Annotated in this window: 19 protein-coding genes; 10 read left to right on the forward strand and 9 right to left on the reverse strand. The window is 64.9% G+C overall.

All coding sequences use genetic code 11. The features are described from left to right. The first annotated feature begins 255 nt into the window (after positions 1-255). Positions 256-1,977 (forward strand): DEDD exonuclease domain-containing protein, encoded by a 1,722-nt coding sequence (locus tag QM618_RS02290; RefSeq protein ID WP_428094390.1) that lies wholly within the window; start codon positions 256-258, stop codon positions 1,975-1,977. Here the strand turns inward: QM618_RS02290 and QM618_RS02295 are convergent. The 3 genes from QM618_RS02295 to QM618_RS02305 form a co-directional block, all read right to left on the reverse strand. Continuing rightward, positions 1,974-5,849 (reverse strand): endo-1,4-beta-xylanase, encoded by a 3,876-nt coding sequence (locus QM618_RS02295; RefSeq protein WP_428094394.1) that lies wholly within the window; start codon positions 5,847-5,849, stop codon positions 1,974-1,976. The two genes, QM618_RS02290 and QM618_RS02295, sit on opposite strands and share 4 nt — an antisense overlap. 220 nt (positions 5,850-6,069) lie before the next feature. Next, positions 6,070-7,110: an anthranilate phosphoribosyltransferase gene (gene trpD, locus QM618_RS02300; RefSeq protein ID WP_428094397.1), complete on the reverse strand. Its 1,041-nt coding sequence runs from the start codon at positions 7,108-7,110 to the stop codon at positions 6,070-6,072. Between the two features lie 7 nt (positions 7,111-7,117). Continuing rightward, a complete protein-coding gene (locus tag QM618_RS02305; RefSeq protein WP_428094400.1) occupies positions 7,118-7,543 on the reverse strand; it encodes a hypothetical protein in 426 nt (141 codons plus the stop codon). A 113-nt stretch (positions 7,544-7,656) separates the two neighbouring features. Here QM618_RS02305 and ctaE point away from each other — a divergent pair, with 113 nt between their 5' ends. From ctaE to QM618_RS02330, 5 genes are all read left to right on the forward strand, one after another. Further along, the gene (gene ctaE / locus QM618_RS02310) at positions 7,657-8,286 is read left to right on the forward strand and encodes an aa3-type cytochrome oxidase subunit III (RefSeq protein ID WP_428094403.1); all 630 of its coding nucleotides are present in this window, start codon (positions 7,657-7,659) and stop codon (positions 8,284-8,286) included. Between the two features lie 9 nt (positions 8,287-8,295). After that, positions 8,296-9,078, forward strand: a complete 783-nt coding sequence (qcrC, locus tag QM618_RS02315) for a cytochrome bc1 complex diheme cytochrome c subunit (protein ID WP_428094406.1) — start codon at positions 8,296-8,298, stop codon at positions 9,076-9,078. Next, positions 9,075-10,148 (forward strand): cytochrome bc1 complex Rieske iron-sulfur subunit, encoded by a 1,074-nt coding sequence (qcrA, locus tag QM618_RS02320; RefSeq protein ID WP_428094411.1) that lies wholly within the window; start codon positions 9,075-9,077, stop codon positions 10,146-10,148. Before qcrC ends, qcrA begins: the two co-directional genes overlap by 4 nt. After that, on the forward strand, positions 10,148-11,770 hold the full coding sequence (gene qcrB / locus QM618_RS02325) for a cytochrome bc1 complex cytochrome b subunit (protein WP_428094415.1): 1,623 nt from the start codon (positions 10,148-10,150) through the stop codon (positions 11,768-11,770). The genes qcrA and qcrB overlap by 1 nt, the downstream gene beginning before the upstream one ends. A 126-nt stretch (positions 11,771-11,896) precedes the next feature. Beyond that, entirely contained in the window at positions 11,897-12,514 is a 618-nt protein-coding gene (locus QM618_RS02330; protein WP_428094418.1) for a superoxide dismutase, read from the forward strand. A 128-nt stretch (positions 12,515-12,642) separates the two neighbouring features. On the opposite strand, the gene QM618_RS02335 is transcribed toward QM618_RS02330, so the two are convergent. From QM618_RS02335 to ctaC, 4 genes are read right to left on the reverse strand one after another with little or no spacing between them, the layout of a single operon-like run. Continuing rightward, positions 12,643-13,119, reverse strand: a complete 477-nt coding sequence (locus QM618_RS02335; RefSeq protein WP_428094421.1) for an N-acetyltransferase family protein — start codon at positions 13,117-13,119, stop codon at positions 12,643-12,645. Between the two features lie 6 nt (positions 13,120-13,125). Beyond that, positions 13,126-13,527 (reverse strand): cytochrome c oxidase subunit 4, encoded by a 402-nt coding sequence (locus tag QM618_RS02340; protein WP_428094424.1) that lies wholly within the window; start codon positions 13,525-13,527, stop codon positions 13,126-13,128. A gap of 2 nt (positions 13,528-13,529) precedes the next feature. Continuing rightward, positions 13,530-15,278, reverse strand: a complete 1,749-nt coding sequence (gene ctaD, locus QM618_RS02345) for an aa3-type cytochrome oxidase subunit I (protein WP_428094427.1) — start codon at positions 15,276-15,278, stop codon at positions 13,530-13,532. Next, positions 15,278-16,183, reverse strand: coding sequence for an aa3-type cytochrome oxidase subunit II (gene ctaC / locus QM618_RS02350; RefSeq protein WP_428094430.1), 906 nt, complete (start codon positions 16,181-16,183; stop codon positions 15,278-15,280). Before ctaC ends, ctaD begins: the two co-directional genes overlap by 1 nt. Before the next feature lie 32 nt (positions 16,184-16,215). On the opposite strand from ctaC, the gene QM618_RS02355 reads away from it, so the two are divergent. Further along, positions 16,216-17,349, forward strand: a complete 1,134-nt coding sequence (locus QM618_RS02355; protein WP_428094434.1) for a cysteine desulfurase family protein — start codon at positions 16,216-16,218, stop codon at positions 17,347-17,349. After that, complete coding sequence (locus QM618_RS02360; protein ID WP_428094438.1) at positions 17,342-17,569, forward strand: sulfurtransferase TusA family protein; 228 nt, start codon at positions 17,342-17,344, stop codon at positions 17,567-17,569. Before QM618_RS02355 ends, QM618_RS02360 begins: the two co-directional genes overlap by 8 nt. Before the next feature lie 8 nt (positions 17,570-17,577). Here the strand turns inward: QM618_RS02360 and erpA are convergent, their stop codons facing one another. Together erpA and QM618_RS02370 are read right to left on the reverse strand one after the other, a co-directional pair. Further along, on the reverse strand, positions 17,578-17,931 hold the full coding sequence (erpA, locus tag QM618_RS02365; RefSeq protein WP_428094441.1) for an iron-sulfur cluster insertion protein ErpA: 354 nt from the start codon (positions 17,929-17,931) through the stop codon (positions 17,578-17,580). 95 nt (positions 17,932-18,026) lie between these two features. Further along, complete coding sequence (locus QM618_RS02370) at positions 18,027-19,001, reverse strand: glycerate kinase (RefSeq protein WP_428094444.1); 975 nt, start codon at positions 18,999-19,001, stop codon at positions 18,027-18,029. Between the two features lie 40 nt (positions 19,002-19,041). On the opposite strand from QM618_RS02370, the gene nadA reads away from it, so the two are divergent. Next, a complete protein-coding gene (gene nadA, locus QM618_RS02375; RefSeq protein ID WP_428094447.1) occupies positions 19,042-20,247 on the forward strand; it encodes a quinolinate synthase NadA in 1,206 nt (401 codons plus the stop codon). A 21-nt stretch (positions 20,248-20,268) separates the two neighbouring features. Beyond that, the gene (locus QM618_RS02380) at positions 20,269-20,850 is read left to right on the forward strand and encodes a DUF3043 domain-containing protein (RefSeq protein ID WP_428094450.1); all 582 of its coding nucleotides are present in this window, start codon (positions 20,269-20,271) and stop codon (positions 20,848-20,850) included. Positions 20,851-20,877: the final 27 nt, after the last annotated feature.

Raw genomic sequence — 20,877 nt, forward strand, 5'->3', positions numbered from 1 at the left:
ACGAGACGCAAGGGCGGGACAAGGCCACCGTCGGCAAGCGCACTGACGGCGGCGGACACCTCCGAATCGAGTTCGACGGCGCTCACCAATGGGGCCGGCTCTGCCGGACGCGCCCCAATTGTGAGGAAAGTGACAACGCAGTCCGCGCACGCCTTGCCGCGGACCTCACAGGTATCGCAATCAATCAACATGCTGACGACGGTATTCGCGGGGTCTGACATGGCTCGTGTCAGTGGCCTGACGTAGGTTCGCCGTATGGCCACTTCGCCCTCATCCACCGTAGAGCAGATGCTGCATCTGCAGCGTCGCCTGGATGACTTTGGGGAGCCGCTTTCACAAACCACGTTTGTCACGGTGGACCTTGAGACAACCGGCGGCAGCCACGTCTCCAGCCAGATCACAGAGATCGGCGCCGTGAAGACGCGCGGCGGCGAGGTCATCGGCGAGTTCCAGACTCTCGTCAATCCTGGCGCCCCCATCCCGCCCATGATCGTTGCGCTCACGGGCATCACCGATGCCATGGTCGTCGAGGCGCCCCCCATCGAGGAGGTGCTTCCCGCGTTCCTTGAGTTCCTTGGCGACGCCGTGCTGGTGGCGCATAACGCCCCCTTTGACACGGGCTTCCTGAGGGCAGCGTGCCGCACGCACGGCTACAAATGGCCTGGTAGCGAGGTCGTGGATACCGTCACGCTCGCCCGCAGGGCCACCACCAAAGAGGAGGCGCCCAACAAGAAGCTGTCCACGCTCGCGCGCGTGTTCGGCACCGAGGTCACTCCCAACCACCGGGCCCTCGCGGACGCCCGTGCCACTGCCGAGATCATGCACAAGATGTTCGAGCGGCTCGCTGCGTTCGGCATCACGCACCGCGAAGATCTTGACGCGCTGCGCAACCCCATGCCCGAACGCGTGCGCAAGAAGGCACGCATGGCCGACGCCGTGCCGAGCAAGCCGGGCGTCTACATCTTCCGGGGCCCTCGCGGCGAGCGCCTCTATGTGGGCACCTCAAAGAACCTGCGCTCGCGGGTGAAGTCCTACTTCACCCGGGCCGAACAGCGCCGTGGTGTGCGGGACATGCTTGAACTTGCGGTGAGCGTCGACACCATCGTGTGCGCCACGGAGCTCGAGGCGAACGTGCGCGAGGTTCGCCTCATCAACGAGTTCAGGCCCCGCTACAACCGGCGCTCCGCTCGCCCAGAGCGCACCGCGTGGGTGCGCCTCACCGATGAGCGCTTCCCGCGCCTCACGGTGTCTCGCTCTGCAGGCAAGGCGGATGCGGTCCTGGGGCCCATGCGTGGGGCGTCCGACGCTCGCCTGGCTATCGAGGTCACGCAAGTGGCACTTGGGGTACGTACGTGCACCACGCGCTTGCCGATCACACCGCGCGCGGGGGCCAGGGCGTGCCTGCTGAAGGACTTGGGCGCGTGTGCCGCGCCATGCGTACTGGGCGCGGAATCCGAATACGACTCGGTCATCGCGGCTGCTCGCGCGGCCCTATCCGATGACCCAAGCGGCATGGTTTCGGCAGTGGAACGGGCCATCGCCGAGCATGCGGAAACACTGAACTTTGAACGCGCGGCCCAGCTGCGTGACGGAGTGAGCGCCTTCGTCGATGGTGCCATGCGCGCGCAACGCCTCGACGCCCTCGCACGCTGCTCCATCGTCGCGGTGCGCAGGGTGGGCGCGGAATGGGACCTCGCCGCGATTGCGGAAGGGGCCCTCGTGGGATCGGAACGCGTTGCCACTGGCGTCTGGGACGCCGCCAACCGGTTGCGTCGCCTCACCCAGTCCCTCGACGTCCCAACGGACGTGCTCGTGGAGGAACGCGAACTCGTGTCGCGGTGGCTTGAACAACCGGGTACTCGCCTGTTGTATGTGGACGGCGAGTGGTCCATGGGGGTCAACGGCGCAGGGCGCCACCGGCGCTGGATCACGGCCCGCGAAGCGGACAGAGCCAGCGCCGGCAGCACCCCTCGTTAGCGCGCCGCGATTCGGTACGTGGGTCCTACCACCACGACCTTCGTCGCGAAGCCCTGCGCGCGATACGTCACCGAGACCGTAATGCGCTTGCCCAGGTCAGCCCTCTTGACCGTGTACGTGGACTTGGTGGCGCCGGAGATCGCCTTTCCATTCGCCTTCCACTGATAGGTCTTGACCGTGGACACAGGGTGAGAGGCGCCAGCGGTCACCCGCAGCACGCCACCCACACGAGTGGGCCCGTTCAGCTTGGAGCGGTCCACCGTGAGCGTCAGCAGCGGCACCTTCTTGCCTGCCGATGCCTTCGTCACCGGGACGTAGCCAGAGCGCTTACCCGTCACCTTCACAGTGAGCGTGGTGCCAGCTTGCGAGCGCGTGATCTTGAAGCTCGACTTCGTGGCTCCCTTGATCGCCTTGCCGTTGCTGTACCACTGGTACGAGTAGCTGGCAGAGGGCGACCACGCAGACACCTTCGCCTTGACGACGGCTCCCACCTTGACCGTTCCCGAAATGCTCGGCGAGGTGGTCTTGGTGAAGGTCTTGAGCACTGTCGCCGACTGCGCGGAGGTCTCCGTGCGGTCAACGTACCCAGCCCGCACCGAGGTGACCTGAACGCTGATCTTCTTGCCAGCGTCGGCCGTTCCCAGCTTGTAGGTGCTTGCCGTGGCTCCAGCGATGGCAACGCCGTTGCGCAGCCACTGGTAGCTCAACGTTGAGCCTGCGGGAAGGCCGGTCACCTTGAGGGTGGTGCCAACCACGGCAGAACCGCTCAACTTGGGCGTGAAGGCGTCCTGTGCGATGAGCGTGCCCTCAACGAGGCTCGCCACGCCCCAACGGGCAGAGGTCTGGTACCCCGTACCCGTGGGATCCGCCCAGTTGCGGATGGCAGTGCGAGCGCCACCAGTGGCGTCGTTCACCTGCACGTCGAGGCCCTGGATAGATCCGAGGCCGCCGTACTCGAGCAGGCTGATGGCTGCCTCGACCACGTAGCCGCCGTCGACTCGCTTAGCCGAGGACTGCACGCGGTTGGCCTGGAACGTCTCGTCGCCAGTTCCGAACGAGATGGCGCCATCCGCGTTAATGCGGATCTGCGTGTCGTCGTAGCGGTACGAGCCGTTCTTGGAGTTGCCCGCGTCGAGATACATCTCGATCGAGTCCTGGATCCAGGGGTCGGAACCGGTGGTGTCGACCGTCGGATCCGCAACCTCTGCGTAGACGTAGAGGGTCTGCCCCTTCCACAGCAAGTGGAAAGTGCCGATCGCTCCATCCGTGCCGGACACCTGCTTGAGCGTCTGCACCGACGACGATGTGCTCCACACAGGGTCAAGCGTTCCGTCGATCGCAGGCGCCACCGCAGCCTCGGGCACATCGGTGTGCGACAGTGCCTCGACGAGCGTGACGGTGCCAGTGACCCCCGCGGTGTTCCACCCGTCCGTGGTGGCGTCGTCGGTGACGCGCACGTCCAGCTGGATCGTGTCGCCAATCGCCGCGTCATCGAGCGGAATAGACAGGATGGCCTTGTATCCACCCTCGCCTTCAACGACCGCACCTTGGGCTCCCCCGCTGCGCGGCAAGAAGTACTCCGCGTCGCCAAGGAACACCGTCACGCCATCACCGTCGTTCGCCACCGCGTCGTCAACATCAACGAAGACGGTGAGGTGGTCATCGGCCCACCGGGTTTGGAACCCTGCGTTTTCACCGGCAGAAAGCAACGGGAGCAGTTTCCAGTCGCCAGCCGCGGCACCCTCCGCAGTGGCGGCGATGTCGCCCGCGAACGAGTTCGCTGTGCGCAGTCGCGCGGGCAGCGGGTCCTCTTCGCCCGACGGCTCAACGATGCCGTAGTACGCGGGCTTCGCCTGGAAGCCGTCGTCGAACACAAGCGGTCCACCGCTCGAGTCACGCCACGAGCGAGCGTCGTTGAGACCCCACACGGTCACCGAGTAGAGCTGCTCCGCGTGCGCCCTGAAGATCTCGAATGCATCGCGGTAGTAGTAACCCTGGTCAATGAACTTGGCTGCCGATTCCGGAGTGCCCGTGGGGACATCGAGCTCCGTGACGGCCTGCAGCAGGCCGCGCGTGGAGGCGTCGGTAAGCGCCTCGTCCATCGCAGACACCGGCATGGACAGGCTCACGTGGAACTGGTGACCAATGCCGTCTACGGGCACATCAGCGGCGAGCAGGCGATCGACGAGGGCAAGGTAGCGCCCGCGCTTTCCGGACTGCTCCGTGTTGTAGTCATTGATGAAGAGTTTGACGGGACGGTCAACACCAGCGGCAGTGTGCTCGCCCTGGTTGAACGCCGACTCTGCGTACTCAAACGCGTCGGTAACAAACTCCTCACCAAGGATTCGGTACCACTCGGAACGGCGCATGCCGTCCGCGTACGCCGACGAGTCGTCAATGACCTCGTTCACGACGTCGAACGCAGTAATGGGGTTGCCGTCTCCGAAGTCGCCCCATTGCGCCAGGTAATCCGCGACATTATTGATGTGGTCGCGCATGCGGTCGCGGAGGATCTGCTTGTCCCCCTCGGAGTTGGTGAGCGGGTTGCCCTCGTCATCCTGGAAGAACCATGCAGGAGTCTGGCTGTGCCACACGAGCACGTGACCGTAGACGCGGATGTCGTTCGCCTTGGCGAAGTCCATGAGGCTGTCGATCTGCGCAGAGTTGGGGTCCCACTCGCCGTCGGCGTTGTACCAAGCCTCAGGCTTCATGTAGTTCTCTGGCGTGATCTGGTCAAAGTGCTTCAGGAGCAGCTCCGACGGGGCTCCAAGGGTCTCGCGCTGATCGATCGCGACTCCCACAGGGAAGTCGACCGTGCTCTTGATGGGCGTGAGGTCCTGCACCACGGGCGGCTCGGGAACCACGAGCGAGATGTCGTCCACGTAGAAGTCCGTGGTGTCTCCGGCCTCGCCGCTTGCGTACGGCGTCTCGAGGTACAGGAAGAGACCGTCAGCGCTCGGTGCGCTGAAGGTTGCCGTGACCTGGTGCCACTGGCCCCCGGCAAGGCCGGTGAACTGACCGAGCGTGTTGTACGCGTCGGAGCCCTCGTTCGTGACGCGCATCGAGAGCCACAAGCGGTCAGAGGATGCGTCCGCGAGCTTCACCCATGCAGTGAACTCGTACTGAGCGCCCGCCTCAATGAGGCCCGTGAGATCGTGGCCGATGCCGTTGCCCTGGGACACCCGCTCCGAGACCAGAGCGGAGTAGTCACCGTCGTGGGCGTCGGTGTCAACGCGCTCGAGCGAGAAGTCGCCAGTGCCGTTGTCCCGCTTGACCCACCCGTCGAGTCCCTCTTCGAAGCCGGTGCTGACCACTACGGTGCCGGGCTCAGGGCCATCGGTGCACTCGGAGAGGTAGGTGACGGTGATGTCGTCGACGAGGTAGTCGAGGAGTCCTTCGACCTCGAAGTAGATCTTCGCGGAGTCCGCACCCGCTCCAGGCGTGAAGGTGCCGGTGACGGTCTTCCACGCGGAGTCCGTGCCTGTGGAGGTGTTGCCCACCCACGAGTACTCGTTGTCAGCACCAGGCTCGTTGTACGTGAAGTGCGCCGCACCGCTTGTGCCTGCCGTGCGCACCTTCGCCGTAATCGTGTACGCAACGCCCTCATCGAACGCGCCCACCGGCGACTGAATGCCGAAGTACCCAGACGTGCGGCCCGACACGCTCAAGACCGTGTTCTCCGCATTGTCAGGGTCCGCAACATACGCCAACGTGGGGCTGCCGTTCTGCTGCCACCCGCCAAGCGTCGAGTCCTCAAAGTCGATGGTGACGCTTCCCGGCGCAGGTGCCGCTTGCGCAGGGATAGTGACGACCGCCGCCGCGATCAGTCCCAGTAGTGCCGAGACGGCAGCTACCGATTTGGTCCTAAGCATGAACGCTCCTTTGCGCACATGGGCGGGCCGCGCGCCCCGATGCGCGCGGGCCAGTACCGCCTAAGCCACGCCATCGATACCGCATCAACCTTCCGAGTCGATAACGATTTCGATAACGATGTCGGGAACCGTAGGTTGGAAACTCGTTTTCGTCAAACGGGAACGCCAAGAGGCGATTTAGCAGGGAATTCGATACGTTTCGGGTGCGAGACGATCGCGACTATGCCGCGGACGCAGAAACCCAGCGATCGAGAACCGCGGCCGCGGCACCCGAGTCAACCGACTCGCGAGCGTGCTCAATTCCAGCGGCGAAACGCTCCACGATTGTGCCGCTCGAGGTGCCCGGCAGCGTGCCGTCGGCCACGATCCCCGCGGCCGAATTGAGCAACACCGTCTCTCGAGCCGCTCCCCCACCACCGGCGAGCACGTCGCGGACCACACGAGCGTTCGCCTCTGCATCCCCGCCACGAAGGTCGTCGATCGTGATTCGCGCAAGGCCAAGGTCCGCAACGGGATCCAGCCGCAGTTCCGTGACTCCGTCGCCGCGGACTTCCCACACCGAAGCGGCACCAGTCGGCGAGAGCTCGTCGAGGCCGTCGTCGCTGTGGAACACCATTCCTTGCCGACCCTGCTGGGACAGCACGCCAGCAAGAACGGGAGATACCCTCAGGCTCGAGGAGCCAATCGCGCTCGCGATGGGCTGCGCGGGGTTGGTGAGCGGCCCAAGAATGTTGAGCGTCGTGGGAATCCCGATCTCCTTGCGGATCGGCATCGCGTGGCGCATCGCCGGGTGGAACACCTGGGCGAAGCAGAACGTGATCCCCACCTCTGTTGCGAGCTCGGCCACGCGCTCTGGCGGCAAGTCAAGTCGCAGACCAAGGGCCGCAAGCACGTCAGCGGAACCGGACATCGACGTAGCCCCGCGGTTTCCGTGCTTCACCACAGTCAGCCCGGTCCCAGCAGTGACCAACGCGGCCATGGTGGTGATGTTGACGGTGTTGTAGCCGTCGCCACCAGTGCCCACGATGTCCACGGAGCGTCCTGGTACCTCAATGCGGATCGCGTGCTTGAGCATCGCGTCGGCGAGTCCCGCGACCTCTTCAGGGGTCTCACGCTTGACGCGCAGCGCCGCGAGGAAGGCGCCAATCACCACGGGAGACGCGTTGTCCGTGAGCACCTGATCCATGACCGCGGCGGTCTCTTCAGCCGTGAGGTCGTCGTGCTCTACGAGGCGCGACAGCAGCTCTTGGAGCGTTGCCATGAGACGGTCAGCTTGCCGTAGCGGGCTCGAAGAACTCGTCAACCGCCTCGCGGACAACAAACGGATCGAGAGGGTGCGAGACCGCGGCATCCGCCTCGGACCACGTTGCCAACCATGCGTCGGAAGGGCGCCCAACGAGCAACAGGATGGGAGGGCAGTGATAGAGCTCCGCCTTCATCTGCCTGCAGATTCCCATGCCCCCTGACTTCGCGGTCTCGCCGTCAAGGATCACCAGATCAAAGGTCGCGGTGTCGAGCGCGCCGATGACCGCGTCGTGGGTCGCCGTCTCCGTCCACTCCACCGGCCTTCCGTGAGTCGTGGAGCCAACCGCGAACCGCACATTCTCGCGAACGTGGAGGTCATCGCTGTAGATCAGAATGCGTGCAGCACGTGGGGCCGGCGCTGCCGATTCATGCGTCACCAGGTCACTCATGTCGGCCATTCTCGCACGACCGCACCACCGCTGAAGGCGACCTTCCGGACAAGGCTCGCCGGACCGTCGGACAATGGCACACACCAGGGCACTCGTACGCAATAATGGGACCTATGTCCCAGGCAACGGCCGTCCCTTCGCCGATCCATGCCACGCGACCAAATCAGGTTGCCGTTGGCACGATCGTGTGGCTCAGTTCCGAGCTCATGTTCTTCGCTGGACTCTTCGCGATGTACTTCACGTTGCGCGCGGAGGTGCCCGAGGAGTGGGCCAAGTGGACCGCCGAGCTCAACGTGCCGTTCGCGGCAGCCAACACCACGGTGCTTGTGCTGTCCTCGTTCACCGCGCAAGCGGGCGTGTGGGCCGCTGAGCGCTACCAGGCCAAGCGCACCGGGTCGATCTTCAACTTCCGCGCCTGGGGACAGCAAGAGTGGTGGGTCCTCACCTACATCATGGGCTCGGTCTTTATCGCGGGCCAGGTGCTCGAGTACACCGAGCTCATCGAGCACGGACTCACGATTTCGTCGAGCCCATACGGCTCCGTCTTCTATCTGACGACTGGCTTCCACGGCCTCCACGTGCTCGGCGGACTCATCGCCATGCTTTTCGTGCTCGGCCGCCAGTTTGCCGCCAAGAAGTATGGGGTTCACGAGGCCACCACCACCATCGTGGTCTCGTACTACTGGCACTTTGTTGACGTTGTCTGGATCGCGCTCTTCGCCGTGATCTACCTGATCAAGTAAGGGAGAGTGATGAACGCCCTCGCTCGCCGGCGCTACAGCAAGTCGGCCCCCGTTCTGCTCGTTCTCATTCTTCTCGCGGCGCTTACCGCCATTGGCTTCGTTGCCAACGGCTCGCCGGCCGACGCTGCCACGGCTACCGCTGATGACGTCGCCGAAGGCCAGAAGCTGTTCGCCGCAAACTGCGCCTCGTGCCACGGGCTCGACGCTCAAGGCACCGACGGCGTGGCCCCCTCGCTTATTGGCGTGGGCGCTGCGGCGGTTGACTTCCAGGTGGGAACGGGCCGCATGCCGATGCAGGCCTCCGGCCCGCAGGTACAAGAGAAGAAGCCTCAGTTCGACGCGGAGCAGATCTCGCAGCTCGCTGCCTACGTCGCGTCGCTTGGCGAAGGGCCCGCTATTCCCACCGCTGAAATGGTGGACCCGGCGCTCGGTGACGCCGCCGTCGGCATGGAGATCTTCCGCACCAACTGCGCGATGTGCCACGGCTCCATCGGCGGTGGTGGCGCGCTCACTCAAGGCAAGTTCGCGCCCAACCTGTGGAGCACCTCGAACACCCACATCTACGAGGCGATGCTCGTTGGCCCCCAGTCGATGCCCGTGTTCAACGACGCCAACATCACCCCAGAGAACAAGCGCAACATCATCGCGTACCTCGACTTCCAGCAGCAGGGTTCGCCCGGCGGCCTCAAGCTCGGAAGCATCGGCCCTGTCGCCGAAGGCTTTTGGGGCTGGCTCGTCGCGCTTGGCCTGATCATCGCCAGCACCATTTACGTGGGAGCCCGCGCCTCATGAGTACCGAAGAGAAGCAGCACACCGAGTCCGGCGTGCACGCCGACGGCCAGTGGGTTGACCCCGGACTGCCCCCGCACCGCCCGCGTCGCGCAGACGTTGACCCCGCAGCGGCAAAGCGCGCGGAGCGTCAAGTGGCCGCACTGTTCGGCATCTCGATCCTCGGCACCATCGCCACGTTGGTCGTCTACTTTGTGCAAGACCAGACCGAAGAGATCGCCTCGATCCGCCTGGTCAACATCCTGCTTGGCGTGAGCCTGTGCTTCGCGATGCTTGGCATTGGCCTTGGCGCCATTCACTGGGCTCGCACGCTCATGCGCGATCACGAGATGGTGGAGGAGCGCCACGCGCTGCGCACCTCGGACGAGAGCCGCGAGGCCGCCATCCAGAACCTCAAGGACGGCGCAGAGGACTCTGGCCTCACCACCAACCGCCGCACCCTGCTGAAGGGCTCGCTCATCACCGCGGTGGCGATCGCCCCGCTCGCCGTCTTGGTCCCCCAGATTGGCAACATGGGAGGCGACTGGAACGTCTCCAAGTTCCGCCACACGATGTGGGCTAAGGGAACGCGCCTTGCGCGCGACCCTGACGGCACGCCCATTAAGGCCGCTGACGTCACCATCGGATCCGTTTTTCACGTGATCCCCGAAGGCCTCAACGAGCTCGAGCACGGCAAGCTTGAGGAGAAGGCCAAGGCTGTGGTGCTTCTCATCCGCATGGATCCGCGTGACCTCAACATCCAAGAGGGTCGCGAGAGCTGGTCCTTCGACGGCATCATCGCTTACTCGAAGATCTGCACGCACGTGGGATGCCCCGTAGCGCTGTACGAACAGCAGACCCACCACTTGTTGTGCCCGTGCCACCAGTCCACGTTCGACGTCGCGAACGGCGCCAAGGTGGTCTTCGGCCCCGCGAAGCGCCCGCTCCCCCAGCTGCCCATCGCGGTTGACGATGAGGGCTACATCATCGCGCAGAGTGACTTCCACGAGCCCGTGGGCCCGTCCTATTGGGACCGCCTTAAGGGAACGTCTCCATCCCCTTCGCCTTCCGCCATTGAGGAGGTCAGCTCCTAATGGGCGCCAAAGTCAATGCCGCAGCAGCGGGCACTGCAAACTGGGTAGACGAGCGCACCACAATCGGTGGCTTCGTCAAGTTCTTCGCTCGCAAACTCTTCCCCGACCACTGGTCGTTCATGCTTGGCGAGATTGCGCTGTACTCGTTCCTGGTGCTCGTCATCACCGGTATCTTCCTCACGGCGTTCTTTGTCCCGTCGATGGACATCGTGCATTACGAGGGCGAGTTCGCCACGATGCACGGCGTCGAGATGTCGAAGGCCTTCGAGTCCACGCTCGTGACCAGCTTCCAGGTGCCCGGCGGAATGCTGATCCGCCAAATGCACCACTGGTCCGCGCTGCTGTTCACAGCGGCGATCGTGACTCACATGGCGCGCGTGTTCTTCACGGGCGCGTTCCGCAAGCCTCGCGAGATCAACTGGCTCGTGGGCTTCACGCTCATGATCCTGTCGCTCGCCGCGGGCTTCACGGGCTACTCGCTTCCCGATGACGTTCTCTCCGGCAACGGCCTGCGCATCATCGACGGCGTGATCAAGTCCGTCCCTATCATCGGCACGTACATCTCGTACTGGCTGTTTGGCGGCGAGTTCCCTGGCGAGGTACTGATTCCTCGCATGTTCACGGCCCACATTCTGCTGGTGCCTGGCCTGATACTCGGGCTCATCGCCGTGCACCTGTTCTTGGTGTTCTTGCACAAGCACACCCAGTACCCCGGCGGCGGCCGCAAGGACACCAACGTGGTTGGCCTGCCCCTGTTCCCCGTCTACATGGCGAAGGCTGGCGGCTTCTTCTTCGTCGTGTTCGGCGTGGTCGCGCTTGTCGCGGGTCTGTTCACCATCAACCCAGTGTGGAACTACGGACCGTACGACCCCTCCCCCGTCTCCGCGGGCACCCAGCCCGACTGGTACATCCTCTTCGTCGACGGCGCGCTGCGCATGATGCCCGGCTGGATCGCCGGCGTGCCAACGGAGTGGGTCATCGGCGGGTACACGTTGTCGTGGAACATCCTCATCCCCGCCGTTGTCATCCCTGGATTGTTCTTCACGTTCCTCGCGATCTACCCCTGGCTCGAGGCATGGGCAACGGGCGACCGCGGCGAGAAGCACGTCCTTGACCGCCCGCGCAATGTTCCCGTTCGCACTGGCATTGGCGTGGCGCTCATCTCGTTCTACGTGCTGCTCGTAATCGAGGGTTCGAACGACATCATCGCCAACCTCTTCCACCTCTCGCTCAATGACATCACCATGGTGACGCGCGTGGGCATCTTCGCCCTGCCCGTGCTGTCGTTCCTCATCACGCGCCGCATTTGCTTTGGCCTGCAGCGCAAGGACCGTGAGCTGGTACTACACGGGCACGAGACGGGCCGTATCGTCCGTCACGAGCACGGCGAGTACATCGAGGTGCACGAGCCGCTCTCTGACCAAGAGGTGTGGCTGCGCGTTCAGCACGAGGACCTCGCCCCCATGGAGATCGCCGACGAGTTCAACGCTCGTGGCGTGCGGCGCAAGGGCTACAAGTGGGACCGCTTCAAGCAGCGCCTCTCGCACTTCTATTACGAGCAGCGGGTGCGCCCCGTCACGCCCGCAGAATACGAAGAGGCCCAGCACCACGCTCACCACTAGTCGCAGCTAAGGAATGCCCGACGCTGTGGCTGGGTTGTCGCCTACGCAAGGCTTAGCAGTTCGCTAGGCTCAAGAAGTCCCCGGAAACCGTCTGGGCACCAGCCTGGGCACAACGTTGGAGGAAGCATGGCCGTCTACAGCCTTCCCGATCTCGACTACGACTACGGAGCACTGGATCCGCACATCGCGGGCGAAATCATGGAGTTGCACCACTCCAAGCACCACGCCGCCTACGTGGCCGGTGCCAACAAGGCGCTCGACCAGCTGGCGGAGGCCCGCGATAAGGGCGAGTTCGATTCCGTCGCCGGCGTGGAGCGGGCGCTCGCGTTCAACCTTGGTGGTCACACCAACCACTCGATCTTCTGGACCAACCTGTCCCCCGACGGCGGCGACAAGCCCACGGGAGACCTCGCCTCGGCGATCGACAACGACTTTGGATCGTTCGATGCCTTCCAGGCGCACTTCACGAACAACGCCATGACGGTCTTTGGCTCCGGCTGGTCCATCCTGGTGTGGGACACCATCGCCAAGAAGCTGCTCATCGTGCAGCTGTACGACCAGCAGGGCAACGTGCCGATTGGCCTGATCCCGCTGCTCACGCTCGACATGTGGGAGCACGCGTTCTACCTGCAGTACAAGAACGTCAAGGCCGACTACATCAAGGCCTGGTGGAACGTCGTGAACTGGGCGAACGTCCAGGAGCGCTTCGCGAACGCCCAGGGCATGAGCCACGTGAACCTGTAGCTCTCGCTTCTGCGACGAGGGGCCCCATGCGAAGGCGTGGGGCCCTTTCGCTTGCTGTCACGCGCCCCGTGAGGGTCTCAATGCTGGAACTGCACGCCCACTGAGCACTCAGGTACTCACGGAGCACGTCATGCGAGGCGCAGCACCATCGTGTCGGAGTTGCCTTCGCGCCCGCACACCGCGAAGCCTGTGCGCTCGTAGAGGCGCCGAGCGCCGTCGTTCCCGTCCTCAACGGACAAGCTCAGTCCGCGCACGCCGGCGTCACGCGCGTGCTCACAGATCTCCGTCAGTAGCAGCGACCCGTAGCCAAGGCCTCGCCACCCAGCGAGTACCGCTAGCCCTATTTCGGGGACGTCATCTGCGACGTATCCGTACCCGGGGTCATCGGAGGTGAAGGTGCGCCACCACGCAGCCCCCGCCGGGATTCCATCGATCTCGGCGATGAGGCCGAAGTCACCTGGGCGCAGCCAGCCGGTGATGTAGTGCGCGATGTCAGGGGCAGCGAGGATGCTCTCAGGAGTCCACGCATTGTGGTTACGCCAGTCCATCGCGGCCACGAGGAACGGCATGAGCTCGTCCTCGCCCGTCATGGGGCGGATGAACACGGCTAACTAGTGTGCGTGCTGGCCGCGAGAGAACTCGAAGACCCAGCCCACGAGGCCGATCACGGCGAGCACCGCTGCCGGGGCCATGATCCACCAGTCGATCGCCAGTGCGGCAAAACCGAGGGCGGCGGCGGCGGCGAGCACGAGCGGCCACCAGGACCACGGCGCGAAGACACCCTGCTCGCCCGCAAGCTCGGCGATCTCGCCGTCGTTTCGGTCCTCGGGACGCTTGCCGTGACGCTTGGCGAGCATGCGGAAGTAGTAGCCGACCATGAGGAACATGCCTCCCGTGAGCAGGATGGCGAGGAAGCCAACCCACTCGTGGAAGTGCGTCAAGAAGCCGTACACAGTCCCCGCAGCAAAGAAGAACAGCGCGGGCAGAATGAAGAGGTTTGCTTCCCGGTCCATGCCTACTCTCCCTTGCGCTCTGCGGAGTCGTCGGTCTCCACCTCGGCGTCATCAACGAGCGGATCATGCTTCGAGTGCGCGTGATCGATCGCGGCGGCCGCGGGGTGGTGGAGGTCGAACGCCGGACGCTCCGAACGGATGCGCGGGATCGACGTGAAGTTGTGTCGCGGCGGCGGGCACGAGGTGGCCCACTCGAGCGAGTTGGAGAAGCCCCAGGGGTCATCCACCGTGACCTTGGGTGCGCGGCGCTGGGTGATGTAGACGTTCCACAGGAACGGCAGCGTCGACAGCGCGAGCACAAACGCACCCACGGTGGATACCTGGTTCATCCACGTGAAGTCGTCCTCTGGCAGGTAGTCCACATAGCGTCGGGCCATGCCACGCACGCCCACCCAGTGCTGGATGAGGAACGTGGTGTGGAAGCCGATGAACAGTAGCCAGAAGTGGATCTTGCCAAGGCGCTCGTCGAGCATCTTGCCCGTGAACTTTGGCCACCAGAAGTAGAAGCCGGCGAACATCGCGAACACGACCGTGCCGAACACCACGTAGTGGAAGTGGGCAACGACGAAGTACGAGTCGCTGAGTGCGAAGTCGAGCGGCGGCGAGCTCAGGATGATGCCCGTGAGGCCACCGAAGAGGAACGTGACCAGGAAGCCGACGCTCCACAGCATGGGCGTGTCAAACGTGAGTTTGCCTCGCCACATCGTGCCGATCCAGTTGAAGAACTTCACGCCTGTGGGGACCGCGATAAGCATCGTCATGAACGCGAAGAACGGCAGCAGCACTGCGCCGGTGACGTACATGTGGTGCGCCCACACGGTCACGGACAGTGCGGCGATCGCGATGGTCGCGTAGACGAGGCCCGTGTAACCAAACAGAGGCTTGCGAGAGAACACCGGGAAGATCTCGGAGACGATGCCGAAGAACGGCAGCGCGATGATGTAGACCTCTGGGTGCCCAAAGAACCAGAACAGGTGCTGCCAGAGCACGGCGCCACCGTTGTCGGGGTTGAAGACCTGCGAGTGCAGCTGACGGTCGGAGCCGAGAGCAAGCAGCGCGGCCGCAAGGGGCGGGAACGCGAGCAGCACGAGCATGGACGTCACAAGCGTGTTCCACGTGAAGATCGGCATGCGGAACATCGTCATTCCGGGCGCACGCATCGTGACGATCGTGGTGATGAAGTTGACCGCACCAAGGATGGTTCCGAAGCCACCAAGGGCAAGGCCGAACACCCACAGGTCGCCACCGAGCGACGGCGAGTAGATGGAGTTCGACAGCGGCGCGTACGCGAACCAGCCGAACGAGGCCGCTCCCTGCGGGGTGAAGAAGCCCGCCATCGCGATGACGCCACCAAAGAGGTACAGCCAGTACGCGAGCATGTTGAGGCGTGGGAACGCGACGTCAGGGGCGCCAATCTGCAGCGGCATGATTGCGTTCGCGAACCCAGCGAAGAGCGGCGTTGCGAACAGCAGCAGCATGATCGTGCCGTGCATCGTGAACAGCTGGTTGTACTGCTCTGCCGACTGCACCACCTGCATGCCGGGCTCAAAGAGCTCCGCACGGATGAGCAACGCCAGTAGACCACCAACGACGAAGAAGAAGAACGAGGTGATGAGGTAGAGCTTGCCGATCACCTTGTGGTCGGTGGAGGTGATCCACGTGACGACGATCGAGCCCTGCTTGCGTGGGGCAACGGGGATGGCCGGGGCTGCCGTGCCGGGAGTGTCGGTCTCGTATGCGACGGTGGCCATCAGTGACCCTCCTCCTCGGTGCTGGTCTCGGTGTCGTATCCGGAGTCTTCGTGATCCTCCGTCATCTGCACCACCTGGTCGCGGCTGTACTCGATGCCAAGCTGGCCCTCGTAACCGTTGTCGCGCAGCCACTGCATGTGCTCTTCGTACTCGGCCTGCGAAACGACCTTCACATTGAAGAGCATCGACGCGTGGTACTCGCCGCAGAGCTCGGCGCACTTGCCCTTGTAGGTGCCTTCCTTGGTGGGAATCACCTGGAAGACGTTGGTGCGGCCGGGAATCGCGTCTTCCTTGTACAGGAACGCGGGAATCCAGAACGAGTGGATGACGTCGCGAGCCATGATGTGGAACTCGATGCGCTTGTCCACCGGCAGGTAGAGCGTGGGGAGGTCTTCCTCGACCCCCTCCTCACCCGTGAGTTGCGCCTGCACACCCGCGGTGTAGGTGTTGTCGTCCGTGTAGTTGAAGTCCCAGCTCCACTGCTTACCGATGACCTCGATCGTGTAGTCGGGCGTGGCGCTGGTGTCGCGGATCTCCGCCATGTCCTCGGCCGTGAACTTGAACAGCACCGCAATCATGATGAGCGGCACCGCGGTGTACATGAGCTCAAGTGGCAGGTGCGCGCGGTTCTGCGGCGGCAGCTTCTCGTCACCCTTGCGCTTGCGGTAGACCGCAACACACCACAGGATCAGACCCCACGTGATGACGCCGACGACGAGCGCCGCGATCCACGAACCATTCCACAATTCGATGATGGTTCCGGTCTGGTTGGTGATCTCCGGAGTGGACGGCAACGCGCCGTTCTCGATTCCGGTTGTACACCCTGCTAAAAGGCCTGCGGCGAGCACGGCACCGGCCCCGGCAAGGGCCATTTTGGGTGCGCGCGAACGAGAGCTGTTGGACACGCGGTCAGTCTATCGCGCGATACCGTGAAGGCATGTCAGCGCCCCGCACCTATCTTGACGCCGGCGGCTCCGCTCCCCTGTCTCAGCGCACCCGTGAGGCTTTGCTCGCCGGCCTGGCCGACGGCTGGGCTGACCCCGCGCGCCTGTCCAGTGAGGCGCGGCGCGCCAGGGCATTGCTTGAGGGTTCTCGCGAGGCCATCGCCGACGCTTTGGGCGCCCAGCCCGCAGGAGTTCACTTCACGGCGAGCGCGGTCCTTGGGCTTGAGCGCGTGCTCGCGGGGATTTGGACGGCGCGCCGCGGGCGCGATGAGGTACTTGTGAGCGCGGTCGAGCGGGACGCGACGATGCACGCGGCGTCTTTTGCGTCCGACAAGACGCCTCGGGAGGTGCCGGTCGACTCGCTTGGCCACGTGGACCTTGCCGCGCTTGAGGAGGCCCTTGGCGAGCCTTCGGTCGCACTCACCGCGATTCAGCACGCCAACCATGAGTTGGGCACGGTCCAGGATCTCGACGCCGTGCACGCCCTCACGTCGGCTCGCGGCGTCCCGCTCGTCGTCGACGCCACGAGCTCGATCGGGCACATCGCCGCGCCAGAGGCGTGGGACGCCTTGGTGGGCAATCCCGCGGACTGGGGCGGGCCGTCGGGCCTTGGTGTTGTGGCCCTGCGGCCGTCAACGCGCTGGCTGCCCGCGTGGCCGGAAGGCGACGACTGGGCTCCCGGCGGAGTGAGCGTGCCGCTCGCGCTCGCCGCGGCCGTGGCGCTACAGGAGAGGCTTGAGAACGCAGACAGCGAGGCAACGCGTCTCGCGTGGCTCGTCGACATGATCCGCGAGCGGATGGCGGCCGTTCCGGGAGTGGACGTGGTGGGCGACCCCGACAAGCGACTGCCGCACGTGGTGACCTTCAGTTGCCTCTACGTGGACGGCGAGGCGCTGCTCTCGCGGCTCGACAAGAAGGGGTTCGCGGTGGGCTCAGGATCCGCGTGCACCACGAGCACCCTTGAGCCGTCGCGAGTGCTCGCGGCGATCGGCGCGCTGACTCACGGCAACGTGCGCGTTGCGCTGCATCCAGGGGTCTCGGAGCCGGAGATCGAGAGGTTCATCGAGGTGAGCATCCGTGCCATCGAGGAGCTGCGACGCGAATCTGGAGCGCCCGCCCTTGGCTGACATTCGCATCGATGCGCGTGACCTGCTGTGCCCGTTGCCGATCATCGAACTCGCCAAGGCAGCGGCCGCGGCCGTTCCAGGAGATCAACTGACGGTCGAGTGCACCGACGTGGCCGCCCGCACGGACGTGCCCGCGTGGGCGCGGATGACGAACAACGAGTTCATCGGAGAAACAGAAACGGACGGCGGGGCTTTCGCCCTCACCGTCCGTCTCCGGTAAAGAGTTCTTTAGCTGAACGAGTCGCCGCACGCGCACGAGCTGGACGCGTTGGGATTGTCGATCGTGAAGCCCTGCTTCTCAATCGTGTCCGCGAAGTCGATCGTTGCTCCGTCGAGGTACGGGACGGACATTTTGTCAACAACTACCCCGACACCGTCGAAGTCGCGAACCGCATCCCCATCCAGGGTGCGCTCGTCGAAGTACAGCTGGTAGATAAGGCCGGAGCAGCCACCGGGCTGCACCGCGAGGCGCAGACGGAGATCGTCGCGGCCCTCCTGCTCAAGCAGGCTCTTCACCTTGGCCGCGGCGGCGTCAGTAATGACTACCCCGTGGGCCTTGGTCTCGATTGCAGTGTCCGTCATGGGCGGCTCCCTTCTGTCACGTCCGTGGATACCAGCGTACGACGCCCACGCGATATTCCCTACATCGCGTTGCGAATATCACGGTCGTGGTGCGCTCAGCGACGCGGCGCCCACGTCTGCGCAACGCGGCGCACCACGTCGGCAAGGCCCTCAGGTCCCGGATTTCCCTCGTGAGTGCCACTGAGGCCCGCCGCCATGACGTCGCGACGCCCCACGCTGAGGTCGGTGGTGATCGCGACGGCAGGTAGCGCGTGGCGTGCCGCGAGCCGCGCGGCGGTGGTCGCGAGCCCGTGGTCCAGGGTTGCCGGGCTGAGCGGCCCACCAACGGCGAGCACGACGTCCGCCCCGGCCACAGCGTCGGACAGCCCGACGGCTTCCGCAAGATAGTCCGTAGCTCTCGTGAGCGTGGCGCCCAGTGCCGCAAGGCAGTACGCGAGGCCTCCGGCCGCGCCCGAGCCGGGCGCATCAGAGAGGCGGTTGGGACCCAGCAAGGTGCCGCGGGACGCGATCGCATCCCCGGTCGCCGCGATCTCCCGCCACCGCGCCTCTTGATCTTGCGAGGCGACCGCGAGCGCGGCGTCGGATTCCCTGCCGTTGCGCAAGGAAGCGCTCATGCCGTGGAAGCCAAGCAGCGGCCGGTCGCTTGTGACGAGCACGCGGAGCGACAGTTTGGCGAGCTGCAGCCTCGTGGCGGCGGGCGCGGCGCCCCACACCTCGAGCGCGTCTCCGGCGGGCGTGGCATCCCCAAGGGGCACGATGACGGCGCCTTGGATCTCATCCGCGGCCGCTGCGAGTCCCAAGAGCGCCGCCATGAGGTCTTGGGGGTTCCAGCGCTGGTCCGCGCCCTTGGGGCTGAGCAGCAGCCCTGCGGGAGTGGGGACAGCCTGCACTCCGCCTACGCTCATGCGATCCGGAGGGAAGGAGTCCGCCGTGCGGGGGCCGCCGTCGCCAACCGCGAACACCTCGAGCGTGGCGTCGGACACCTCGCCCCACGCGGAAGCGGCGATGCGGCCAACGTCGCGAACGGTGTCCACGCCGGGCCACCGCTCCACTCCCATCACCGCGCGCATGGGCTCAAGTCTGCCCTGAAGCCCGTGAGACAATGACCGAATGACGCAGACCTTCACGGAACCTGGGTCCTCCCCCGCCCTCTTGCTGCTGGGAACCCGGCGTGACCCCCTGTCTGAGCGCGGAGTGGACTGTCCAGGTGGACTGCCCGCAGCGTCGGACCCCGGCCTAGTCGAGCGAGCGCGAGCCGCCAAGGAGGCCCTTGGCGACCGCGTATTCATTCTTGGTCACCACTATCAGCGCGACGAGGTCATCCAGTTCGCGGACGTGACCGGGGACTCGTTCAAGCTGGCGCGCGACGCTGCGGCGCGTCCGCAAGCGGAGTTCATCGTGTTCTGCGGCGTGCACTTCATGGCCGAGAGCGCGGACATCCTGACGTCCGATGACCAGCAGGTGATCCTCCCCGACATGGCCGCCGGCTGCTCGATGGCGGACATGGCGAACATCAACCAGGTGGACGACGCGTGGGCGCAGCTCCAGGAGATCGGCGTGGCAGGCAAGACCGTGCCGATCACCTACATGAACTCCACGGCGGCCATCAAGGCGTTCTGTGGCGCGAACGGCGGCGCGGTGTGTACGTCCTCGAACGCCGAGGTGGCGCTGCGCTGGGCCTTTGATCAAGTCGGTGGCCTTGACGGTGACGGGAAGGTGTTCTTCCTTCCCGATCAGCACCTTGGCCGCAACACGGCGGTGCTGCAGTTGGGGCTGAGCCTCGACGACTGTGTGCTCTACGACCCCCGCAAACCGCTTGGCGGCAACACCCCGGAGGCGCTCGCGGCGGCGCGCGTGATCCTGTGGAAGGGCCACTGCTCGGTGCACGGCCGCTTCCGCCGCGAGAATGTCGAGGCGCTGCGCGAGCGCGTGCCTGGCATCAACATCATCGTGCACCCCGAATGCGCCAACGATGTGGTGACGTCGGCGGACTACGTGGGCTCCACCGAATACATCATCAAGACCATCGAGGCCGCTGAACCCGGCACCGCGTGGGGCATCGGCACCGAGCTCAACCTGGTGCGTCGCCTCGCGAACGCTCACCCCGACAAGGACGTCCACTTCCTTGAGGACACGGTGTGCTTCTGCTCCACGATGAACCGCATCGACCTCCCGCACCTGGTGTGGGCGCTCGAGTCACTCGCGGCCGGCGAGGTGCCCAACCGCATCGTCGTGGATCCAGAGACCGAGCGGCTCGCCAAGATCGCCCTAGACCGTATGCTCTCCCTGCCCGCCGTGAACCCGGCCAAAGACTGACCCGTAAGGACCCTCCTCACCATGGCACGCAACAAGCCTGAACCCGCCGCCCCAGCCGCCGCTCCCGCTGAGCCGACCACGCCGTCGGGCAAGAAGGGGCAAGCGACGCCAAAGCGCAAGGATCAAGAGGCCGCGAACAAGCGCGGGCTCGTGGTGGACGTCAAGGCGGACGCGAAGCAGCGACGCGCCAAGGACCGTGAGCGTCGCGAGAACGAGTACGCGGCACTGCGTTCCGGCGACGAGCGCAACATGCCCGCAGAGCACCGCGGCCCCGAGAAGCGCTTCATCCGCGACTACATCGACGCGCGCACGTCTATTGGCGAGTTCCTGCTGCCGTTCTCGATCCTGTTCGTGATCCTGTCGCTCATTCCCGGGCTGAACCAGGCGGCGGCGATCCTGATTCTCGGCTTCTACGTGATCGTGCTGATGGCGGCCGTTGAGACGTGGCTCACGCTGCGTCGCCTCAAGAAGGCGTTCATCGCGAAGTTTGGCGAGAACAAGATTCCGCGCGGATTCACGTTCTACTCGATCGCGCGCGCACTCAATCTGCGTCGCTTCCGTACCCCGCGCCCCAAGGTGCGCCGGGGCGAATTCCCCGTTTAGCAGGCACATCTCCCCCTTGTCCCGCTG

The organism is Demequina sp. (assembly GCF_049841215.1).
Lineage (GTDB): Bacteria > Actinomycetota > Actinomycetes > Actinomycetales > Demequinaceae > Demequina.